The organism is Bradyrhizobium sp. 25ACV, assembly GCF_054863005.1.
Window position 1 is genome coordinate 150,453 of the sequence record NZ_JAVAYO010000003.1, and the last position, 14,577, is coordinate 165,029.

Here is a 14,577-nt window from a genome sequence, read left to right on the forward strand (position 1 = left end):
GAGGATCGGCCGGCGTTATCTTAACTGCCGCTAAGAACTGGAAACGCCATGAGTGAAGAACACCACACCGAAGATTACGCCGACATCCGTGAAGCCGTCGCAAAACTCTGCGCCCAGTTCCCCGGCGAATATTGGCGCAAGCTCGATCGCGAGATGGCCTATCCCAAGGCGTTCGTCGACGCGCTGACAGCGGCCGGCTATCTCTCGGTGCTGATCCCCGAGGAATATGGCGGCGCGGGGTTGAAGCTGTCCGCGGCGGCCGCGATCCTCGAAGAGATCCAGCGCGCGGGCTGCAACGGCGGCGGCTGCCACGCCCAGATGTACACGATGGGCACGGTGCTGCGGCACGGCAACGCCGAGCAAAAGGCAAAATACCTGCCGAAGATCGCCAGCGGCGAATTGCGTCTGCAGGCCTTCGGCGTCACCGAGCCGACCAGCGGCACCGACACCTCCTCGCTGAAAACCTTCGCGCGCAAGGACGGCAACGACAGCTATATCGTCAACGGCCAGAAGATCTGGACCAGCCGCGCCGAGCATTCCGACCTGATGGTTCTGCTGGCGCGGACCACGCCGAAGGAGCAGGCCAAGAAGCGCACCGACGGTCTTTCAGTGTTCATCGTCGACATGCGCGAGGCCAAGAACAATGGCCTCGAGATCCGCCCGATCCGCACCATGATGAACCATGCCACCACCGAAGTGTTCTTCACCGACATGAAGGTGCCGGCGGAGAATCTGATCGGCGAGGAAGGCAAGGGCTTTCGCTACATCCTCTCCGGCATGAATGCCGAGCGCATCCTGATCGCCGCCGAATGCGTCGGCGACGCCAAATGGTTCATCGCGAAGGCAACGAACTACGCCAAGGAGCGCAGCGTGTTCGGCCGGCCGATCGGCCAGAACCAGGGCATCCAGTTCCCGATCGCCAAGGCCTATGCCTCGATGCGCGCGGCCGAGCTGATGGTGAAGGAAGCCACCCGCAAATACGAGGCCGGGCTCGACTGCGGCGCGGAGGCCAACATGGCCAAGATGCTGGCGGCCGATGCGTCCTGGGAGGCGGCGAACGCCTGCATCCAGACCCATGGCGGCTTTGGCTTCGCCGAGGAATACGACGTCGAGCGCAAATTCCGCGAGACGCGGCTCTACCAGGTGGCGCCGATCTCGACCAACCTCGTGCTCTCCTTCGTGGCCGAGCACGTGCTCGGCATGCCGCGCTCGTACTGAGGCCACCATCATGGGAGCATTGGACGGGATCAGGGTGATTGCGGTCGAGCAAGCGGTGGCGGCGCCGTTCTGCTCCTCACGTCTGGCGGATGCCGGCGCCGAGGTGATCAAGATCGAGCGGCCCGAGGGCGATTTCGCCCGCGGCTATGACGCGGCGGCCAAGGGCCAGAGCAGCTATTTCGTCTGGCTCAACCGCGGCAAGCAATCGGCGGTGGTCGATCTCGCGACGAAGGAAGGTTGCGCCGAGCTGGAGAAGCTGATCGCAAGCGCGGACGTGCTGATCCAGAACCTCAAGCCGGGCTCGATGGACAAGCTCGGCTTCTCGCGCGAGCGGCTGCTGAACGACTATCCAAGGCTGATCTCCTGCACCATCACCGGCTATGGCGACGAAGGCCCCTACGCGCATCGCAAAGCCTATGACCTCCTGATCCAGGCCGAGAGCGGCCTCGCCTCGATCACCGGCAATCCCGATGGCGCCTCGCGCGTCGGCATGTCGATCGTCGACGTCGCGACCGGCGCCACGGCGCATGCGGCGATCCTGGAAGCGCTGATCGGACGCGGGCGCACCGGCAAGGGCTGTGACATCCGCATCTCCATGTTCGACGTGATGGCGGACTGGTGCACCGTGCCGCTGCTCAACTCCGAAGCCGGGAATCCACCCAAGCGCATGGGCCTGCGCCATCCCTCGATCGCGCCCTATGGCGTGTTCACCTCGAAGGACGGCAAGGACATCCTGATCTCAATCCAGAGCGAGCGCGAGTGGAAGACGCTATGCGCGAAGGTACTGGATCAGCCCGATTTGCCCACCGATCCCCGCGTCGCCAACATGGTCGAGCGTGTACGCAACCGCGACTTCACCGACACGACGGTGGCGGATATCTTCGGCAAGATGACGCGCGACGAACTGCTCAAGCGGCTGTCGGATGCTGATATCGCCTTTGCCGAGGTCAACACCATGGCCGACCTCACCAACCATCCGCATCTGCGCCGCATCGAGGTCGACACGCCGCAGGGACGTGTCAGCTATCCCGCGCCGGCGCCGATCATCGTCGGCGAGACGCGCGCTTACGGCGCTGTGCCCGCCATCGGCGAAAAGCCAAAGTCCAAGACGTAAGAGAGCGAGGCGTCATGACCGAGAAGCTCGACATCGATCACTTGCGGCAATGGATCGGCCGCAGCACGGAGGCCACCGACATCGTCACCGCGCAGCTCGTGATGAGCCTGCGCGCGACGCTGTTCCAGGAGGTCGGCGAGCCCAAGAAGGGAGACGCCGCGCCGTTCACCGCGCATTGGTGCCTGGCGCAGCCGGTGTTTCCGATGTCGATGCTCGGGCCCGACGGCCACCCCACACGCGGCGGCTTCCTGCCGCCGGTGCCGCTGCCGCGCCGGATGTGGGCCGGCGGCGAGATCGAGTTTTTGCAGCCGCTGCAGGTCGGCGATGAATCGACGCGGACCTCGCGCATCGCCGACGTACAGGTGAAATCGGGCTCGACCGGCACGCTGTGCTTCGTCTCGGTCGAGCACAGCATCTCCTCGCCGCGCGGCGTCGCCATCCGCGAGCGGCAGGACATCGTCTATCGCGAGATGACGAGCAGCGCGCCGGCTGGCGGCAAGGCCCCGACCCCGCCGCCGAAGGCGCAGCACCGCGAGACCCACGTCTCCGACCCCGTGCTGCTGTTTCGCTATTCCGCGCTGACCTTCAACGGTCACCGCATCCATTACGACCGAGACTACGTCACCAAAGTCGAGGGCTATCCGGGCCTGATCTTCCACGGTCCATTGCAGGCGGCGCTGATCATCGAGATGGCGGCGAAGCTGCACGGCGGCAAGGCGCCGAAGAAGTTTGCGTATCGCGGCCTGCAGCCGCTGTTCGAGGGCACCGAGTTCTCGGTCAACGCCAACGAGACCGAGGCCGGCATGGAGCTGTGGACCGCGAACGCGGAAGGGCAGCCGACGATGAAGGGCACGGCGGTGTGGTGATAGATTCACCGTCATTCCGGGACGGTCCAAAGGACCGGACTATGGTGCACAATTGCGCACCTGAGAATCTCGAGATTCCGGGTTCGCTTCGCGCCCCGGAATGACTGCTCAATAACAAGCATTCGGGGACGGAAACCATGGCCAAGAACGGTAAGACCGGCGGCAAGACCGGCAGCAAGTCCGTCACCGTGAAGCAGGCGACGCTCGACCTGCTGCGCTCGTTCGGCATCGACAGGGTGTTCGGCAATCCTGGTTCAACCGAGCTGCCGTTCCTGAGCGACTGGCCCGATGACATCGACTACGTGCTGGCGCTGCAGGAGGCCTCCGCCGTCGGCATGGCCGACGGCTATGCGCAGGCAACCCGCAATGCCGGCTTCGTCAATCTGCATTCGGCCGCCGGCGTCGGCAACGCGCTCGGCAACATCTACACCGCGCATCGCAACCAGACCCCGCTGGTGATCACCGCGGGCCAGCAAGCGCGCTCGATCCTGCCGCTGCAGGCGTTCCTTTATGCCGAGCGCGCGTCGGAATTTCCGCGGCCCTACGTCAAATACAGCGTCGAGCCGGCGCGGCCCGAGGACGTGCCAGCCGCAATCGCGCGGGCTTATTACACCGCGATGCAGCCGCCATGCGGGCCGACCTTCGTGTCGATCCCGATCGACGACTGGGCGCATGCCTGCGCGCCGATAGAGGCGCGCAAGGTCAGCCGGGAAACCGGCCCCGAGCTTGAGCCGATGAAGGCACTGGTCGCCGCGCTCGCTAGCGCAAAGAACCCTGCCCTCGTCGTCGGTCCCGGCGTCGACCGCGCCGGCGCGGTCGATTTGATGGTGCGCGTGGCCGAGAAGGCGAAAGCCAGCGTCTGGGTCAGCCCGTTCTCGGCGCGTTGCTCGTTCCCCGAGCGGCATCCGCAATTCGCCGGCTTCCTGCATGCCTCGCCGGCGCAGCTGTCCGACGCACTGCGCGCGCATGATCTCATCGTCGTGATCGGTGCGCCGGTGTTCACCTTCCATGTCGAGGGCCATGCCGCGATCTTCGATGGTAGCGCGACGATTTTTCAGATCACCGATGATCCGGATGCCGCGGCCGTGACGCCCGTCGGCACCAGCATTGTCGCGACGATGAAGCCGGCACTCAGCCTGCTGCTCGACCTGCTGCCGGAGAGCAAGCGCACGACGCCAAACGGCCGCACGCTGCCGCCGGCGCCGCAGGCCGCCGATCCCCTGCCGGTCGAGTTCCTGCTGCATTCGCTGTCGCAGGCGATGCCGGAGGGGGCGTCAGTCGTCGAGGAGGTTCCTTCGCACCGGCCGGCGATGCAGAAATTCATGCCGATGCGCGGCCAGGATTCTTTCTACACCATGGCGAGCGGCGGCCTCGGCTATTCCCTGCCCGCCGCGGTCGGCATGGCACTCGGCAAGCCGAACAGCCGCACGGTCTGCCTGATCGGCGACGGCTCGGCGATGTACTCGATCCAGGCGCTGTGGACCGCTGCGCAGCGCAAGCTGCCGCTGACCATCGTCGTCATCAACAATTCCGGCTACGGCGCGATGCGCTCATTCAGCCAGGTCATGCAGGTGCGCAACGTGCCGGGGCTCGAGCTGCCGGGGATCGATTTCGTGAAGATCGCCGAAGGCATGGGGTGTCACGCGGTGCGGGTGACGAAGGCCGCGGAGCTCGGCGAGGCGCTCAAGCGCGGGATGGCGTTTGAGGGCACGAGCCTGGTCGAGGTCGTCGTGGATTCGGCGGTGCCGGTACTGTACGGGCAGAAGCATTGATCTTGTCGTCCCTGCCTAGTGCGCAATTGCGCACGGGGCGCAGGGACCCATACCGCGTGATCTATCGGTAAGGCGAGGTGTCAGTACCGCGGGCAAAAACACGACCAGTCTTCGCCAAACTTCTCCCTGGGGTTATGGGTCCCCGCGTTCGCGGGGGACGATACTGAGTTTGTTGCGCCACCGTCCAAAAACTACGACGCCAGAAATCCCCCGTCCGCCGCCAGCACGTGCCCGACCACATAGGACGATGCATCCGACGACAGCCACACCACCGCTTCCGCCACCTCCTCCGGGCTCCCCATCCGCCGCAGCGGCAGGCCAGCACTCACCGTTGCGATGTCGCCGACGCCGGCGCGGAGCATCATGTCGGTGACGACGCGGCCCGGCGCGATGGCGTTGATGCGGATGCCGCGCGGGGCGTTCTCCAGCGCCGCCGAGCGCGTCAGCGAGATCGCGGCGGCCTTTGAGGCCGAATAGAGCGAGAAGCCGGGATTGGGATTGCGCACGCCGCTGACCGAAGCGTTGACGACGATGCTGCCGCGCCCCTGCGCCAGCATGGCCGGCAGCTGGTGGCGCAGGCACAGGAACAGCGCGCGAACATTGGTGTCGAACACGCTATCATAGATCTCCGTCCCCTGCTCTTCCAGCGGCGCGCGGCGCTCCTGGAAGCCGGCATTGTTGAAGGCGACGTCGAGCCGGCCGCAACGTTCGATCGCCGTGCCGACGAGGCGCGCGACGTCGTCCTCGCGCGTGATGTCGGTCTTGAGTGCGATCGCCTCCGCGCCGAGTTCGCGGCAAGCGGCGGCGGTGGCCTCGATCTCGGCCTCGCGCCGGCCCGCCACGATGATCGCCTCGGCGCCTTCGGTCGCCATCCGCGACGCTGTGGCGCGGCCGATGCCGCTGCCGCCGCCCGTGACGAGGCAGACCTTGCCCCGCATCCGCTGACCTGCCGGCAAAGCTCCGCTCATGGCTCACTCCAAAACCCTTGCGCGCGCCGCTGCGCGCATATAGTTGTATGATACAACTATATGCCGGGAGTCAAGATGGTCGAGCTTGCGCTGATCGACGACATTCGCGCCGCCTCGCGGTTGATGGTGCGCGAGCTCGGCTTCATGGATGCGACGGTGGCGGCCTCGGACTATCCGCCCTCGGCCGTGCACACCATCCTGGAGATCGGCATCCGCGGCCCGATGACCTCAGCCGAGCTCGGCGATTTCCTGCAGCTGGAGAAATCCAGCGTCAGCCGCCTGGTGCGCAAGCTGATCGATTGCGGCGAGCTCAGAGAGACGCCGGATGAGAATGATGCACGCAGCAAGCTGTTGTCGTTGACGGCGAAGGGGCGGCGCACGCTGGAGGCGCTGCATGCGTTCGGCCGGCAGCAGGTGCGCGGCGCGTTGGCGGCGCTGACGGCGGCGGAACAGCGCACCGTGCGCGAGGGGATGATGCTCTATGCGCGGGCGTTGCGGCAGAGCCGCGTGGAGGAGATGTTGCCTCGGTAACCACCGGCGTCGTCCCTGCGAACGCAGGGACCCATACCGCGTGATTTATCCGTAAAGCGCAGGTGTCAGTACCGAACAACTGCCGGTCTTCGCCAAACTTTGCCCTGTGGCTATGGGTCCCCGCTTTCGCGGGGACGACACCGAGATTGTGGCGCCCGCCTCCCCTACTTCCCGAACTCCTCCCGCATCCTGGCCTGGATCTTGGCCATGCCGCCGATCCAGCGATCATAATTCTCGGTCTTCTTGCGCATGTAGCCGAGCACCTGCGGATGCGGCAGGATCAGGAACGTTTCCTGCTCGAGGGCGGCGAGCACGTCTTTCGCCACCTGCTCCGGCGTGAGATCGCCGTCGCCGGATTGCGGGCCCTTCGGGATCGAGCGCAGCATGTTGGTGTCGACACCCTGCGGGCAGAGGATCGAGACCTTGATGTTGTCGGCCTTGTGCGAGATCGCGAGATTCTCGGCAAAGCCGACCGCGGCGTGCTTGGTGGTGGAATAAGCGGGGCTGCCGACCTGGGACAGCAGGCCCGCGGCCGAGATCGTGTTGAGGAAATAGCCACCGCCGCGCGCCTTCATGCGCCGGATCAGATGCCGCGCCGCATAGACATGGGCCATGACGTGGATCGCCCAGCTGCGCTGCCACGGCTCGTCCGAGGCGCCGCCGGCATTGACCGACATCGGATCGAAGCCGCCGCCGATGCCGGCATTGGAGCAGAACAGGGCGATGGGGCCGAACTGCCGCTCGGTCTCCTCGATGACGTGCGAGATGTCTTTCTCCTGCGCGACATCGCATTTGAAGGCCGCGCCATCCACCATGGCCGCGACCGCCCGCGCATTGGCGGCGTCCATATCCGCGACGACGACCTTGGCTGCGCCCGCATTGTAAAACGCCTCGCACAGCGCCTTGCCGATGCCGTTTGCGCCGCCCGTGACGACCACCACCTTGCCGGTCACCTGCATGCGACGTCTCCTCTTGTCTTATACCGCTTCTTGGAAGACCCCTTGGGCCTCGCTCAGCTCAACATGAGGTCGAGCACCGCGGTATAATGGCACGCCGCGCCGGCCAACACAAAGCCGTGCCAGATCGCATTCTGGAAACGCAGCCGCCGCCAGGCATGGAAGATCACGCCAAAGCTGTAGAGCAGTCCGCCCGCAAGGATGAAGCCCAGCACCAGCGCGGGCAGCGCCCGGACCACGGCGTCGTAGAGCATCACGCCGCTCCAGCCCATCGCGAGATAGATGCCGACCGAGACGCGGTCGAACCGGCCGGGGTAGAAGAGCTTCAGCACGATGCCGAGGATGGCGACACACCAGACGCCGGCGAGCAGCACCAGCGCGAATCCGCTGTCCTTCACCTCGAGGATGAACGGCGTGTAGGTCGCCGCGATCAGCAGATAGATCGCGGAGTGGTCGAACCGCCGCAGCAGCCATTTGGCCGGCGACACCGGCCAGAGATTATAAGTTGCCGACAGCACCAGCATCGAGAGCAGGCCGGCGACGTAGATCAAGACGCCGACGATATCGATCGTACTGGCATAGACCACCGTCAGCACCACCAGCACGGTCGCGGCGATGATGCCGAAGAGGACGCCGATCGCGTGGATGACGCCGTCGGCGATCAGCTCGGCGCGGTCGTAATTCCAGCCGATCACGTCGGCTGCGGCGTGGACGGAGGTGGATGCGAACTCTTTCAGTTGGAAGACGGTCATGGCAATCCGCAAGATGAGGCAATGTCCTCTTGTATGGGTCTTTCGGGATCGGCGCGTCGTTCAAACGGCTGATTTTCCGACAAAGACGGTGGAAGTATGGAGCTTGATTTTCTTCACGCAATTGCCACTTTTGTGATCGGTCACACAGTCCCGCCGCCCCCGATCCATTAACGTTCATATGGCATTCAGTTTCCAGGATATGGTCGAAGAAGCGCGCTTGTCCGCGCAGGCGCTGATCGACTATGGCGAGCACTTCTTCAACCCGACTGTGCGGTTAGGCGTTACCGGCCTGTCGCGGGCCGGCAAGACCGTGTTCATCACCGCGCTGATCCACGGCCTCACCCGCGGCGGCCGATTTCCGGTGTTCGACGCTTACGCCTCGGGCCGCATAGCGCGCGCGCATCTGGCGCCGCAGCCCGACGATGCCGTGCCGCGTTTTTCATATGAGAGCCATCTGCGCGCGCTGGTCGAGGAGCGACGCTGGCCGAACTCGACCGTCGACATCAGCGAGCTCAGGCTCGTCATCGAGTATCAGCGCCCGAACGGCGCCGATCGCACGCTGACCCTCGACATCGTCGACTATCCCGGCGAGTGGCTGCTCGACCTGCCGCTGCTGCAGAAGAGCTTTGAGCAATGGTCGGCGGAGAGCCTGGCCTTGTCGCGCGAGGCGCCGCGCGCGCATCTCGCCAGCGAATGGCACGCGCATCTGGCAACGCTCAAGCCCGACGCGCGCGAGGACGAGCAGGCGACGCTCACCGCTGCAAAGCTCTTCACCGATTACTTGCGCGCCTGCCGCGACGAGCGCTTTGCAATGAGCCTGTTGCCGCCCGGCCGTTTCCTGATGCCCGGCAATCTCGCAGGCTCCCCGGCACTGACCTTCGCGCCGCTCGACGTGCCCATCGGCGGCCAGGCGCCGGACGGATCGCTGTGGGCGATGATGGTGCGCCGCTTCGAGGCCTACAAGGACGTCGTGGTGCGGCCGTTCTTCAGGGATCATTTTGCCCGGCTCGATCGCCAGATCGTGCTGGCCGACGCACTGTCCGCGTTCAACTCCGGACCCGAGGCGCTGCACGATCTCGAAGCCGCCCTTGCCGGCATTCTCGATTGCTTCAACATCGGCCGCAGCACGATCCTCTCCAGCCTGTTCCGACCGCGCATCGATCGCATCCTGTTTGCAGCGACCAAGGCCGACCATCTCCACCATTCCAGCCACGACCGGCTCGAGGCCGTATTGCGCCGCGCCGTCTCGGGCGCCGTTGCGCGCGCGGAAAACACCGGCGCCGCGATCGACGTGGTGGCGCTTGCCGCGGTGCGTGCCACAAGAGAAGCTCAAGTCGCGCGCGGCCGCGACAAATTGCCGTCGATCCTGGGAACACCAGCCGCGGGCGAGAGCGCGGGCGGTGAATTCTTCGACGGCAACACGGAGGTTGCGACCTTCCCGGGCGATTTGCCGCTGGATCCCGAGCCACTATTCAACGGCAATGCTGCGTTCCGCGGCCTCGCGACCGAGACCGCCGGGACAAGCGATTTCCGTTTCCTGCGCTTCCGCCCGCCCACACTCGACCGCGAGGGCACCGAGCCGCCGACGCTGCCTCACATTCGCCTCGACCGTGCCTTGCAGTTCCTGATCGGAGACAAGCTCGCATGAACGACCGATCGAAGCCACGGCGGCCGGCGACGTTCCGGCTCGACGATCCCGGCGTCGTCGTCACCGAAGCCGACGAGACCAGCCGGCTCAGCCGAGCCACCATCCAGATCACGCCGGAGCACGATCCGCAGGCGCTGCCGGTGCCGATCGAGGCCGCGCGGCCGGCGCGGCGCGGACTTCCCTGGGGTACGCTGTTCTGGTCAGGCCTCGCCGGGCTGACGCTGCTCGGCACCGGGCTCGGCGTGGTCCATCTGATCGAGGACCTGTTCGCGCGCAGCGAGACACTCGGCTACGTCGGTCTCGCCTTTGCGCTCGTCACCGCGCTGGCGCTTGCGGTGGTGATCGGCCGCGAGGCATTCGGTCTGGCGCGGCTGGCGACGATCGAGCAGCTGCACCAGCGCGCCGCCGCTGTGCTCGCCAGCGACGACCGCAAGGAAAGCCGCGTCATCGTGCAGGATCTGCTCAAGATCGCGCACCAGAACCCGCAGCTCGCACGCGCCCGTGCGACGCTGGAGAGCCACACCGGCGAGATCATCGACGGCGCCGACATGATCCGCCTTGCCGAACGCGAGTTGATGTCGCCGCTGGATGCGGAGGCGCGGCGGCTGGTGTCGTCAGCCGCGCAAAAAGTTTCGATCGTGACGGCGGTCTCGCCCCGCGCCGCGATCGACGTGACGTTCGTGTTCGTCGCCGCGCTGCGCCTGATCCGCCAGCTCGCTTATCTCTACGGCGGCCGCCCCGGCGCGCTCGGCATGATCCGACTGCTCCGCCACGTCATCGCCCATCTCGCCATCACCGGCGGCATGGCCGCGAGCGACAGCCTGGTGCAACAGATGCTCGGCCACGGCATCGCGGCAAAGCTGTCACAGCGGCTCGGCGAAGGCGTGCTGAATGGTTTGCTGACGGCACGGCTGGGATTGGCGGCGATCGACGTCACGCGTCCGCTGCCGTTCGCCGCGCTGCCGCCGCCGAAGCTGTCGGATCTGGCGACGGATCTGCTGCGGAAGAAGGATGAGGAGGAGTAAGGCTCTTTCTTACCCTCCCCCTCCAGGGGAGGGTAAGAGAAGGCGCGCTACCCGAGGGGATCTTGCTCAAAATCCCCCGCCAGCACCTTCCACTGGAACAGCGGCGAGTCCTTCGGCGGCGACAGCTCTGGCGTCCAGCCAGTGAGCTTTTCGATCACATAGGTATCCGCGAGAACACCGCGCCAGCGGCGTTCGACCCGGCCGAGCGGCTCGCGCTTGGCGGGGACGTTCTCCCACAGCGATGCGCGATCGTCGGGCTCGCGGCCGACATAGATGCCCGCATGCCCCTTGATCCGGTCCATGCCGGGATCGCGGAAATCCTGGAAGCGGCCGCGCTCGTTGATCTCGATGACGGGCACGCGGCCCCTGAACAGCCAGCGCATCATGGCATAGGTGCGGTAATCCGTGGTCGCGATCCAGGTCGCGCCTGTTTCGTCGAGCGCGGTCTGCGCGCGCGCGGCGACCTGCTCATAGGCGGCTTCCGCGCCGATCGGGTCGATCTTGCCGAGCAGATTCCAGGGCGCGGCGACGTAATAGAGGAACACGATCACGGCGAAGGCGACGCCAGAGCCGATCGCTGTCCTCGCCCAGAACAGCGAGGAGTTGAGCATGCGTGCCGACCAGCCCTCCTTCGCCATCGTCGCAAGGTTCACAGCCGCGGCGGCGAAGCCGACCGGCCACATGAACATCGGCCAGGTGTCGCCGACCCTGAGCATCGTCGACTTGAAGAGGAAATAGGCGAACGGCACCAGCACCGCCGTCGACAAGAGAATTCCAACGGGCTCGCGCGTGCGATAGCCGCGCCATGCCGTCAGCACCAGCCCGGTCAGCACCACCGGCAGCATGACGAAGCCGACCAGACCGAATTGCAGGCCGATAAAGTCGCCGATGGTCCGCAGCGAGATGCCGTAATTGGCGGCGGCGCGTACGCCCTGGAAACGAAACGAGGCCCAGTCGTGCTGCGCGTTCCAGATCAGCACCGGCGAGAACACGGCGATCGCGACCAGCACCGCGAGATAAGGGTAAGGACTGCGCAGCCAGCGCCAGCGCCAATCCGGCACCAGCAGAAAGGCGGCAACCGCGGGCGCGAACATGATGGCGGTGAATTTCGACAGCATCGAGAGGCCGGCGAACAGACCGGCCGCAAGCCACCAGCGTCCGTCGCCGCTTTGCACGAGCCGCACCAGCGACCACATCATCGCCACCGCAAACGGGATCATGGCGACATCGGGCGCCACCTTGGCCATCAGCAGGCCGTAGTAAAGTGCAGCTTCCGGCATCAGCACCGCGAACAATACGGCGCGCACATCATGGGTGAGGCGGCGGACGATGTCGGCGAGCAGGAGCTGCGTCACCAGCATCGCGACGATGCCGCCGAAACGAACCCCGAGCGTGGTATCGCCGAAGATCGCGGTTCCGAAACGGATCAGCCAGGCAATGCCCGGGGGGTGATCGAGGAAGCTGAGTGCGCCCTCCTTCGACCAGGTCCAGTAATAGGCCTCGTCGGTGCGCAGCTCGATCGCGCAGGCGTAGACGATGCGCAGCAGGGTCATCGCGGCGATGATCGCTACGGCCATGACGAGGGGGCGGCGCGAGGCGCCGTCTGGCTTCACAGAGATGTCGGGAGCGATCGTCACGGCCGCGCTTTTCCCCAACTTGGGAGGGGGAGTCAATGTGGGGGGCGTGCCGCATATACCGCTGTCGTCCCGGGCAAGCGAAGCGCGGACCCGGGACCCATAACCGGGGTGGAGTTTGGCGAAGACTCGGAGTGATCAGCCCGCCCCATAACCACTCCCTGGGGCTCTGGGTCCCGGATCGGCGCGCGCTTTGGGCGCGCTTGTCCGGGACGACAGCGGAGGGTGACCGCAAGGGCGCGCCTTTGCCCACCCTACGATTTCGTAACCTTACCGCGCATGTGATCCCGCAGCCTGTCCACGTCGGGAATTAAACGCTACGCTGGCTGTTCTCCTTCATGAACTGATACAACCGAATCATGGCCACCGCTGCTGCATCCATCTCCGAACTCGTCCGCGGGACCAGCGTGCGGCAGGTGCGGCTCGTCTGCGGCGTGATCCTGTTCTGTTATGTGATCAGCCATTTCCTCAACCATGCGCTCGGCAATATCTCGGTCGAGGCCATGGAAGCCGGGGTCTACTACCACACCGTCTTCTGGCAGTTCCTCCCCGTCTCGATCGTGTTCTACACCGCCGCGCTCACGCATATGGGGCTCGGCATCTACGCGCTGTATCAGCGCCGGCAGTTCCGCTGGCGAACGATCGAGCCGCTGCAGCTCGTGCTGGGCTTGAGCATCCCCGCATTGGTCATGGCACACGTGGTCGGGGTGCGGCTCGGCTACACGCTATACGATCACCAGAAGCTCTATCCGCAGGAGCTCTATCTGTTCTTCGTCGCAGCGCCGGGCCGGCTCTGGCAGATGACGATCCTGCTTCTCATTGCCTGGGTGCACGGCTGCATCGGAATTTATTTCTGGCTCCGTCTCAAGCCGTTCTTCACGCGCGCCGCCCCCTATCTGCTCGCCGCCGCGGTGCTGGTCCCGACATTGTCGCTGCTCGGCATCTACCAGGGCGGCCGCAGCGTCGCGATCGAGGCCGATGACGGGGAATGGCGCACGCACAATCTCACGCGACGCCAGGTCGGCACGGTCGCGGAAGGCAACACGCTCGATCGCATCACCGGCGCCTTCACCGTCACCTATTTTGGGCTGCTTGGCCTGGCGCTGGCGGCACGCGGCGTGCGGGCCTGGCGCGAGCGGCGCGGCGGCATGATCGCGCTGTCCTACGGCAACGGCAGGACGGTGCGGGTTCCCAAGGGCCTCTCCGTGCTGGAAGCGAGCCTGCGCCATAATCTGCCGCATGCCAGCGTCTGCGGCGGCCGCGCCCGCTGCTCGACCTGCCGCATCCGCGTCATCGGCGATCATGGCATCCTGCCCGAGCCGTCGCAGCGCGAGGCCTTCGTGCTGACCCGCGTCGGCACCAACGACCCCTCGATCAGGCTGGCCTGCCAGCTGCGGCCGACGTCGGATCTTTCCTTCTTCCAGCTGTTCACCCCGCAAACGTCGTCGGCCAACGCGCAGGCCTCGGCGCCGGCGAGGATCGGCCAGGAGCGCTATCTCGTCAGCCTGTTCGTGGACATGCGCGGCTCGACCCAGCTCGCCGAGAAGCGGCTGCCGTTCGACACCGTCTTCATCGTCAACCGCTTCCTCGGCGCGGTCTCGCAGGCCGTGATCGAGAATGGCGGCCAGCCGAACCAGTTCGTCGGCGACGGCATGCTGGCGCTGTTCGGGCTCACGGCCGATCCGCAAACCGCCTGCCGGCAGGCGCTAAAGGCTGCCAGCGGCATCGCCACCCATATCGACGAGCTGAACCAGCTGTTGAGCCACGATCTCCGCCAGCCGATCCGCTTCGGCATCGGCATTCACGGCGGCGAGGTCATCATCGGCGACATCGGCTATCGCGATCACATCGTCTTTACGGCGCTGGGCGATGCCGTCAACGTCGCCGCCCGCCTGCAGGACATGACCAAGACGCTGGCCTGCGAGGCGATCGTCTCGGACGAAATCCGCAGCACGGCGGGCCTCGCCGACGATACGCTGCCGCAACAGGAGGTCGCGATCCGCGGCCGCGACGAGCCGATGGCGGTGCGCGTGGTCGCGGACGCGCGGGAGCTGACGGCGCTGGTCGATCGCAGCGAGCGCGTCGCGGCGTAA

The 14,577-nt window shown here is 65.9% G+C and carries 12 protein-coding genes; 8 read left to right on the forward strand and 4 right to left on the reverse strand.

Translation table 11 applies throughout. The features are described from left to right. Positions 1-48: 48 nt before the first annotated feature. The 4 genes from RAD04_RS07790 to mdlC all read left to right on the forward strand — a co-directional run bounded on the left by RAD04_RS07790 (position 49) and on the right by mdlC (position 4,970). Positions 49-1,218 carry an acyl-CoA dehydrogenase family protein gene (locus RAD04_RS07790; protein ID WP_018317224.1) on the forward strand — a complete coding sequence of 390 codons (1,170 nt, stop codon included), beginning with the start codon at positions 49-51 and terminating at the stop codon, positions 1,216-1,218. Between the two features lie 10 nt (positions 1,219-1,228). Beyond that, positions 1,229-2,332, forward strand: coding sequence for a CaiB/BaiF CoA transferase family protein (locus tag RAD04_RS07795; RefSeq protein ID WP_461623296.1), 1,104 nt, complete (start codon positions 1,229-1,231; stop codon positions 2,330-2,332). A gap of 14 nt (positions 2,333-2,346) precedes the next feature. Beyond that, on the forward strand, positions 2,347-3,198 hold the full coding sequence (locus tag RAD04_RS07800) for an HTD2 family dehydratase (RefSeq protein WP_461623297.1): 852 nt from the start codon (positions 2,347-2,349) through the stop codon (positions 3,196-3,198). Positions 3,199-3,335: 137 nt separating this feature from the next. Then, positions 3,336-4,970 (forward strand): benzoylformate decarboxylase, encoded by a 1,635-nt coding sequence (gene mdlC / locus RAD04_RS07805; RefSeq protein WP_461623298.1) that lies wholly within the window; start codon positions 3,336-3,338, stop codon positions 4,968-4,970. A gap of 191 nt (positions 4,971-5,161) precedes the next feature. On the opposite strand, the gene RAD04_RS07810 is transcribed toward mdlC, so the two are convergent. Continuing rightward, the gene (locus tag RAD04_RS07810; protein WP_461623299.1) at positions 5,162-5,938 is read right to left on the reverse strand and encodes an SDR family NAD(P)-dependent oxidoreductase; all 777 of its coding nucleotides are present in this window, start codon (positions 5,936-5,938) and stop codon (positions 5,162-5,164) included. Positions 5,939-6,013: 75 nt separating this feature from the next. On the opposite strand from RAD04_RS07810, the gene RAD04_RS07815 reads away from it, so the two are divergent. Next, positions 6,014-6,469: a MarR family winged helix-turn-helix transcriptional regulator gene (locus RAD04_RS07815; protein WP_461623658.1), complete on the forward strand. Its 456-nt coding sequence runs from the start codon at positions 6,014-6,016 to the stop codon at positions 6,467-6,469. A 164-nt stretch (positions 6,470-6,633) separates the two neighbouring features. Here the strand turns inward: RAD04_RS07815 and RAD04_RS07820 are convergent, their stop codons facing one another. Together RAD04_RS07820 and trhA are read right to left on the reverse strand one after the other, a co-directional pair. Beyond that, positions 6,634-7,428 (reverse strand): SDR family oxidoreductase, encoded by a 795-nt coding sequence (locus RAD04_RS07820; RefSeq protein WP_461623300.1) that lies wholly within the window; start codon positions 7,426-7,428, stop codon positions 6,634-6,636. Positions 7,429-7,481: 53 nt separating this feature from the next. Beyond that, positions 7,482-8,177, reverse strand: a complete 696-nt coding sequence (trhA, locus tag RAD04_RS07825) for a PAQR family membrane homeostasis protein TrhA (protein WP_461623301.1) — start codon at positions 8,175-8,177, stop codon at positions 7,482-7,484. A 178-nt stretch (positions 8,178-8,355) separates the two neighbouring features. On the opposite strand from trhA, the gene RAD04_RS07830 reads away from it, so the two are divergent. Next, on the forward strand, positions 8,356-9,825 hold the full coding sequence (locus RAD04_RS07830; RefSeq protein WP_461623302.1) for a YcjX family GTP-binding protein: 1,470 nt from the start codon (positions 8,356-8,358) through the stop codon (positions 9,823-9,825). Continuing rightward, a complete protein-coding gene (locus tag RAD04_RS07835; protein ID WP_461623303.1) occupies positions 9,822-10,850 on the forward strand; it encodes a YcjF family protein in 1,029 nt (342 codons plus the stop codon). Before RAD04_RS07830 ends, RAD04_RS07835 begins: the two co-directional genes overlap by 4 nt. Positions 10,851-10,897: 47 nt before the next feature. On the opposite strand, the gene RAD04_RS07840 is transcribed toward RAD04_RS07835, so the two are convergent. Next, complete coding sequence (locus tag RAD04_RS07840; protein ID WP_461623659.1) at positions 10,898-12,427, reverse strand: glycosyltransferase family 39 protein; 1,530 nt, start codon at positions 12,425-12,427, stop codon at positions 10,898-10,900. Between the two features lie 416 nt (positions 12,428-12,843). Here RAD04_RS07840 and RAD04_RS07845 point away from each other — a divergent pair, with 416 nt between their 5' ends. After that, entirely contained in the window at positions 12,844-14,577 is a 1,734-nt protein-coding gene (locus tag RAD04_RS07845) for an adenylate/guanylate cyclase domain-containing protein (protein WP_461623304.1), read from the forward strand.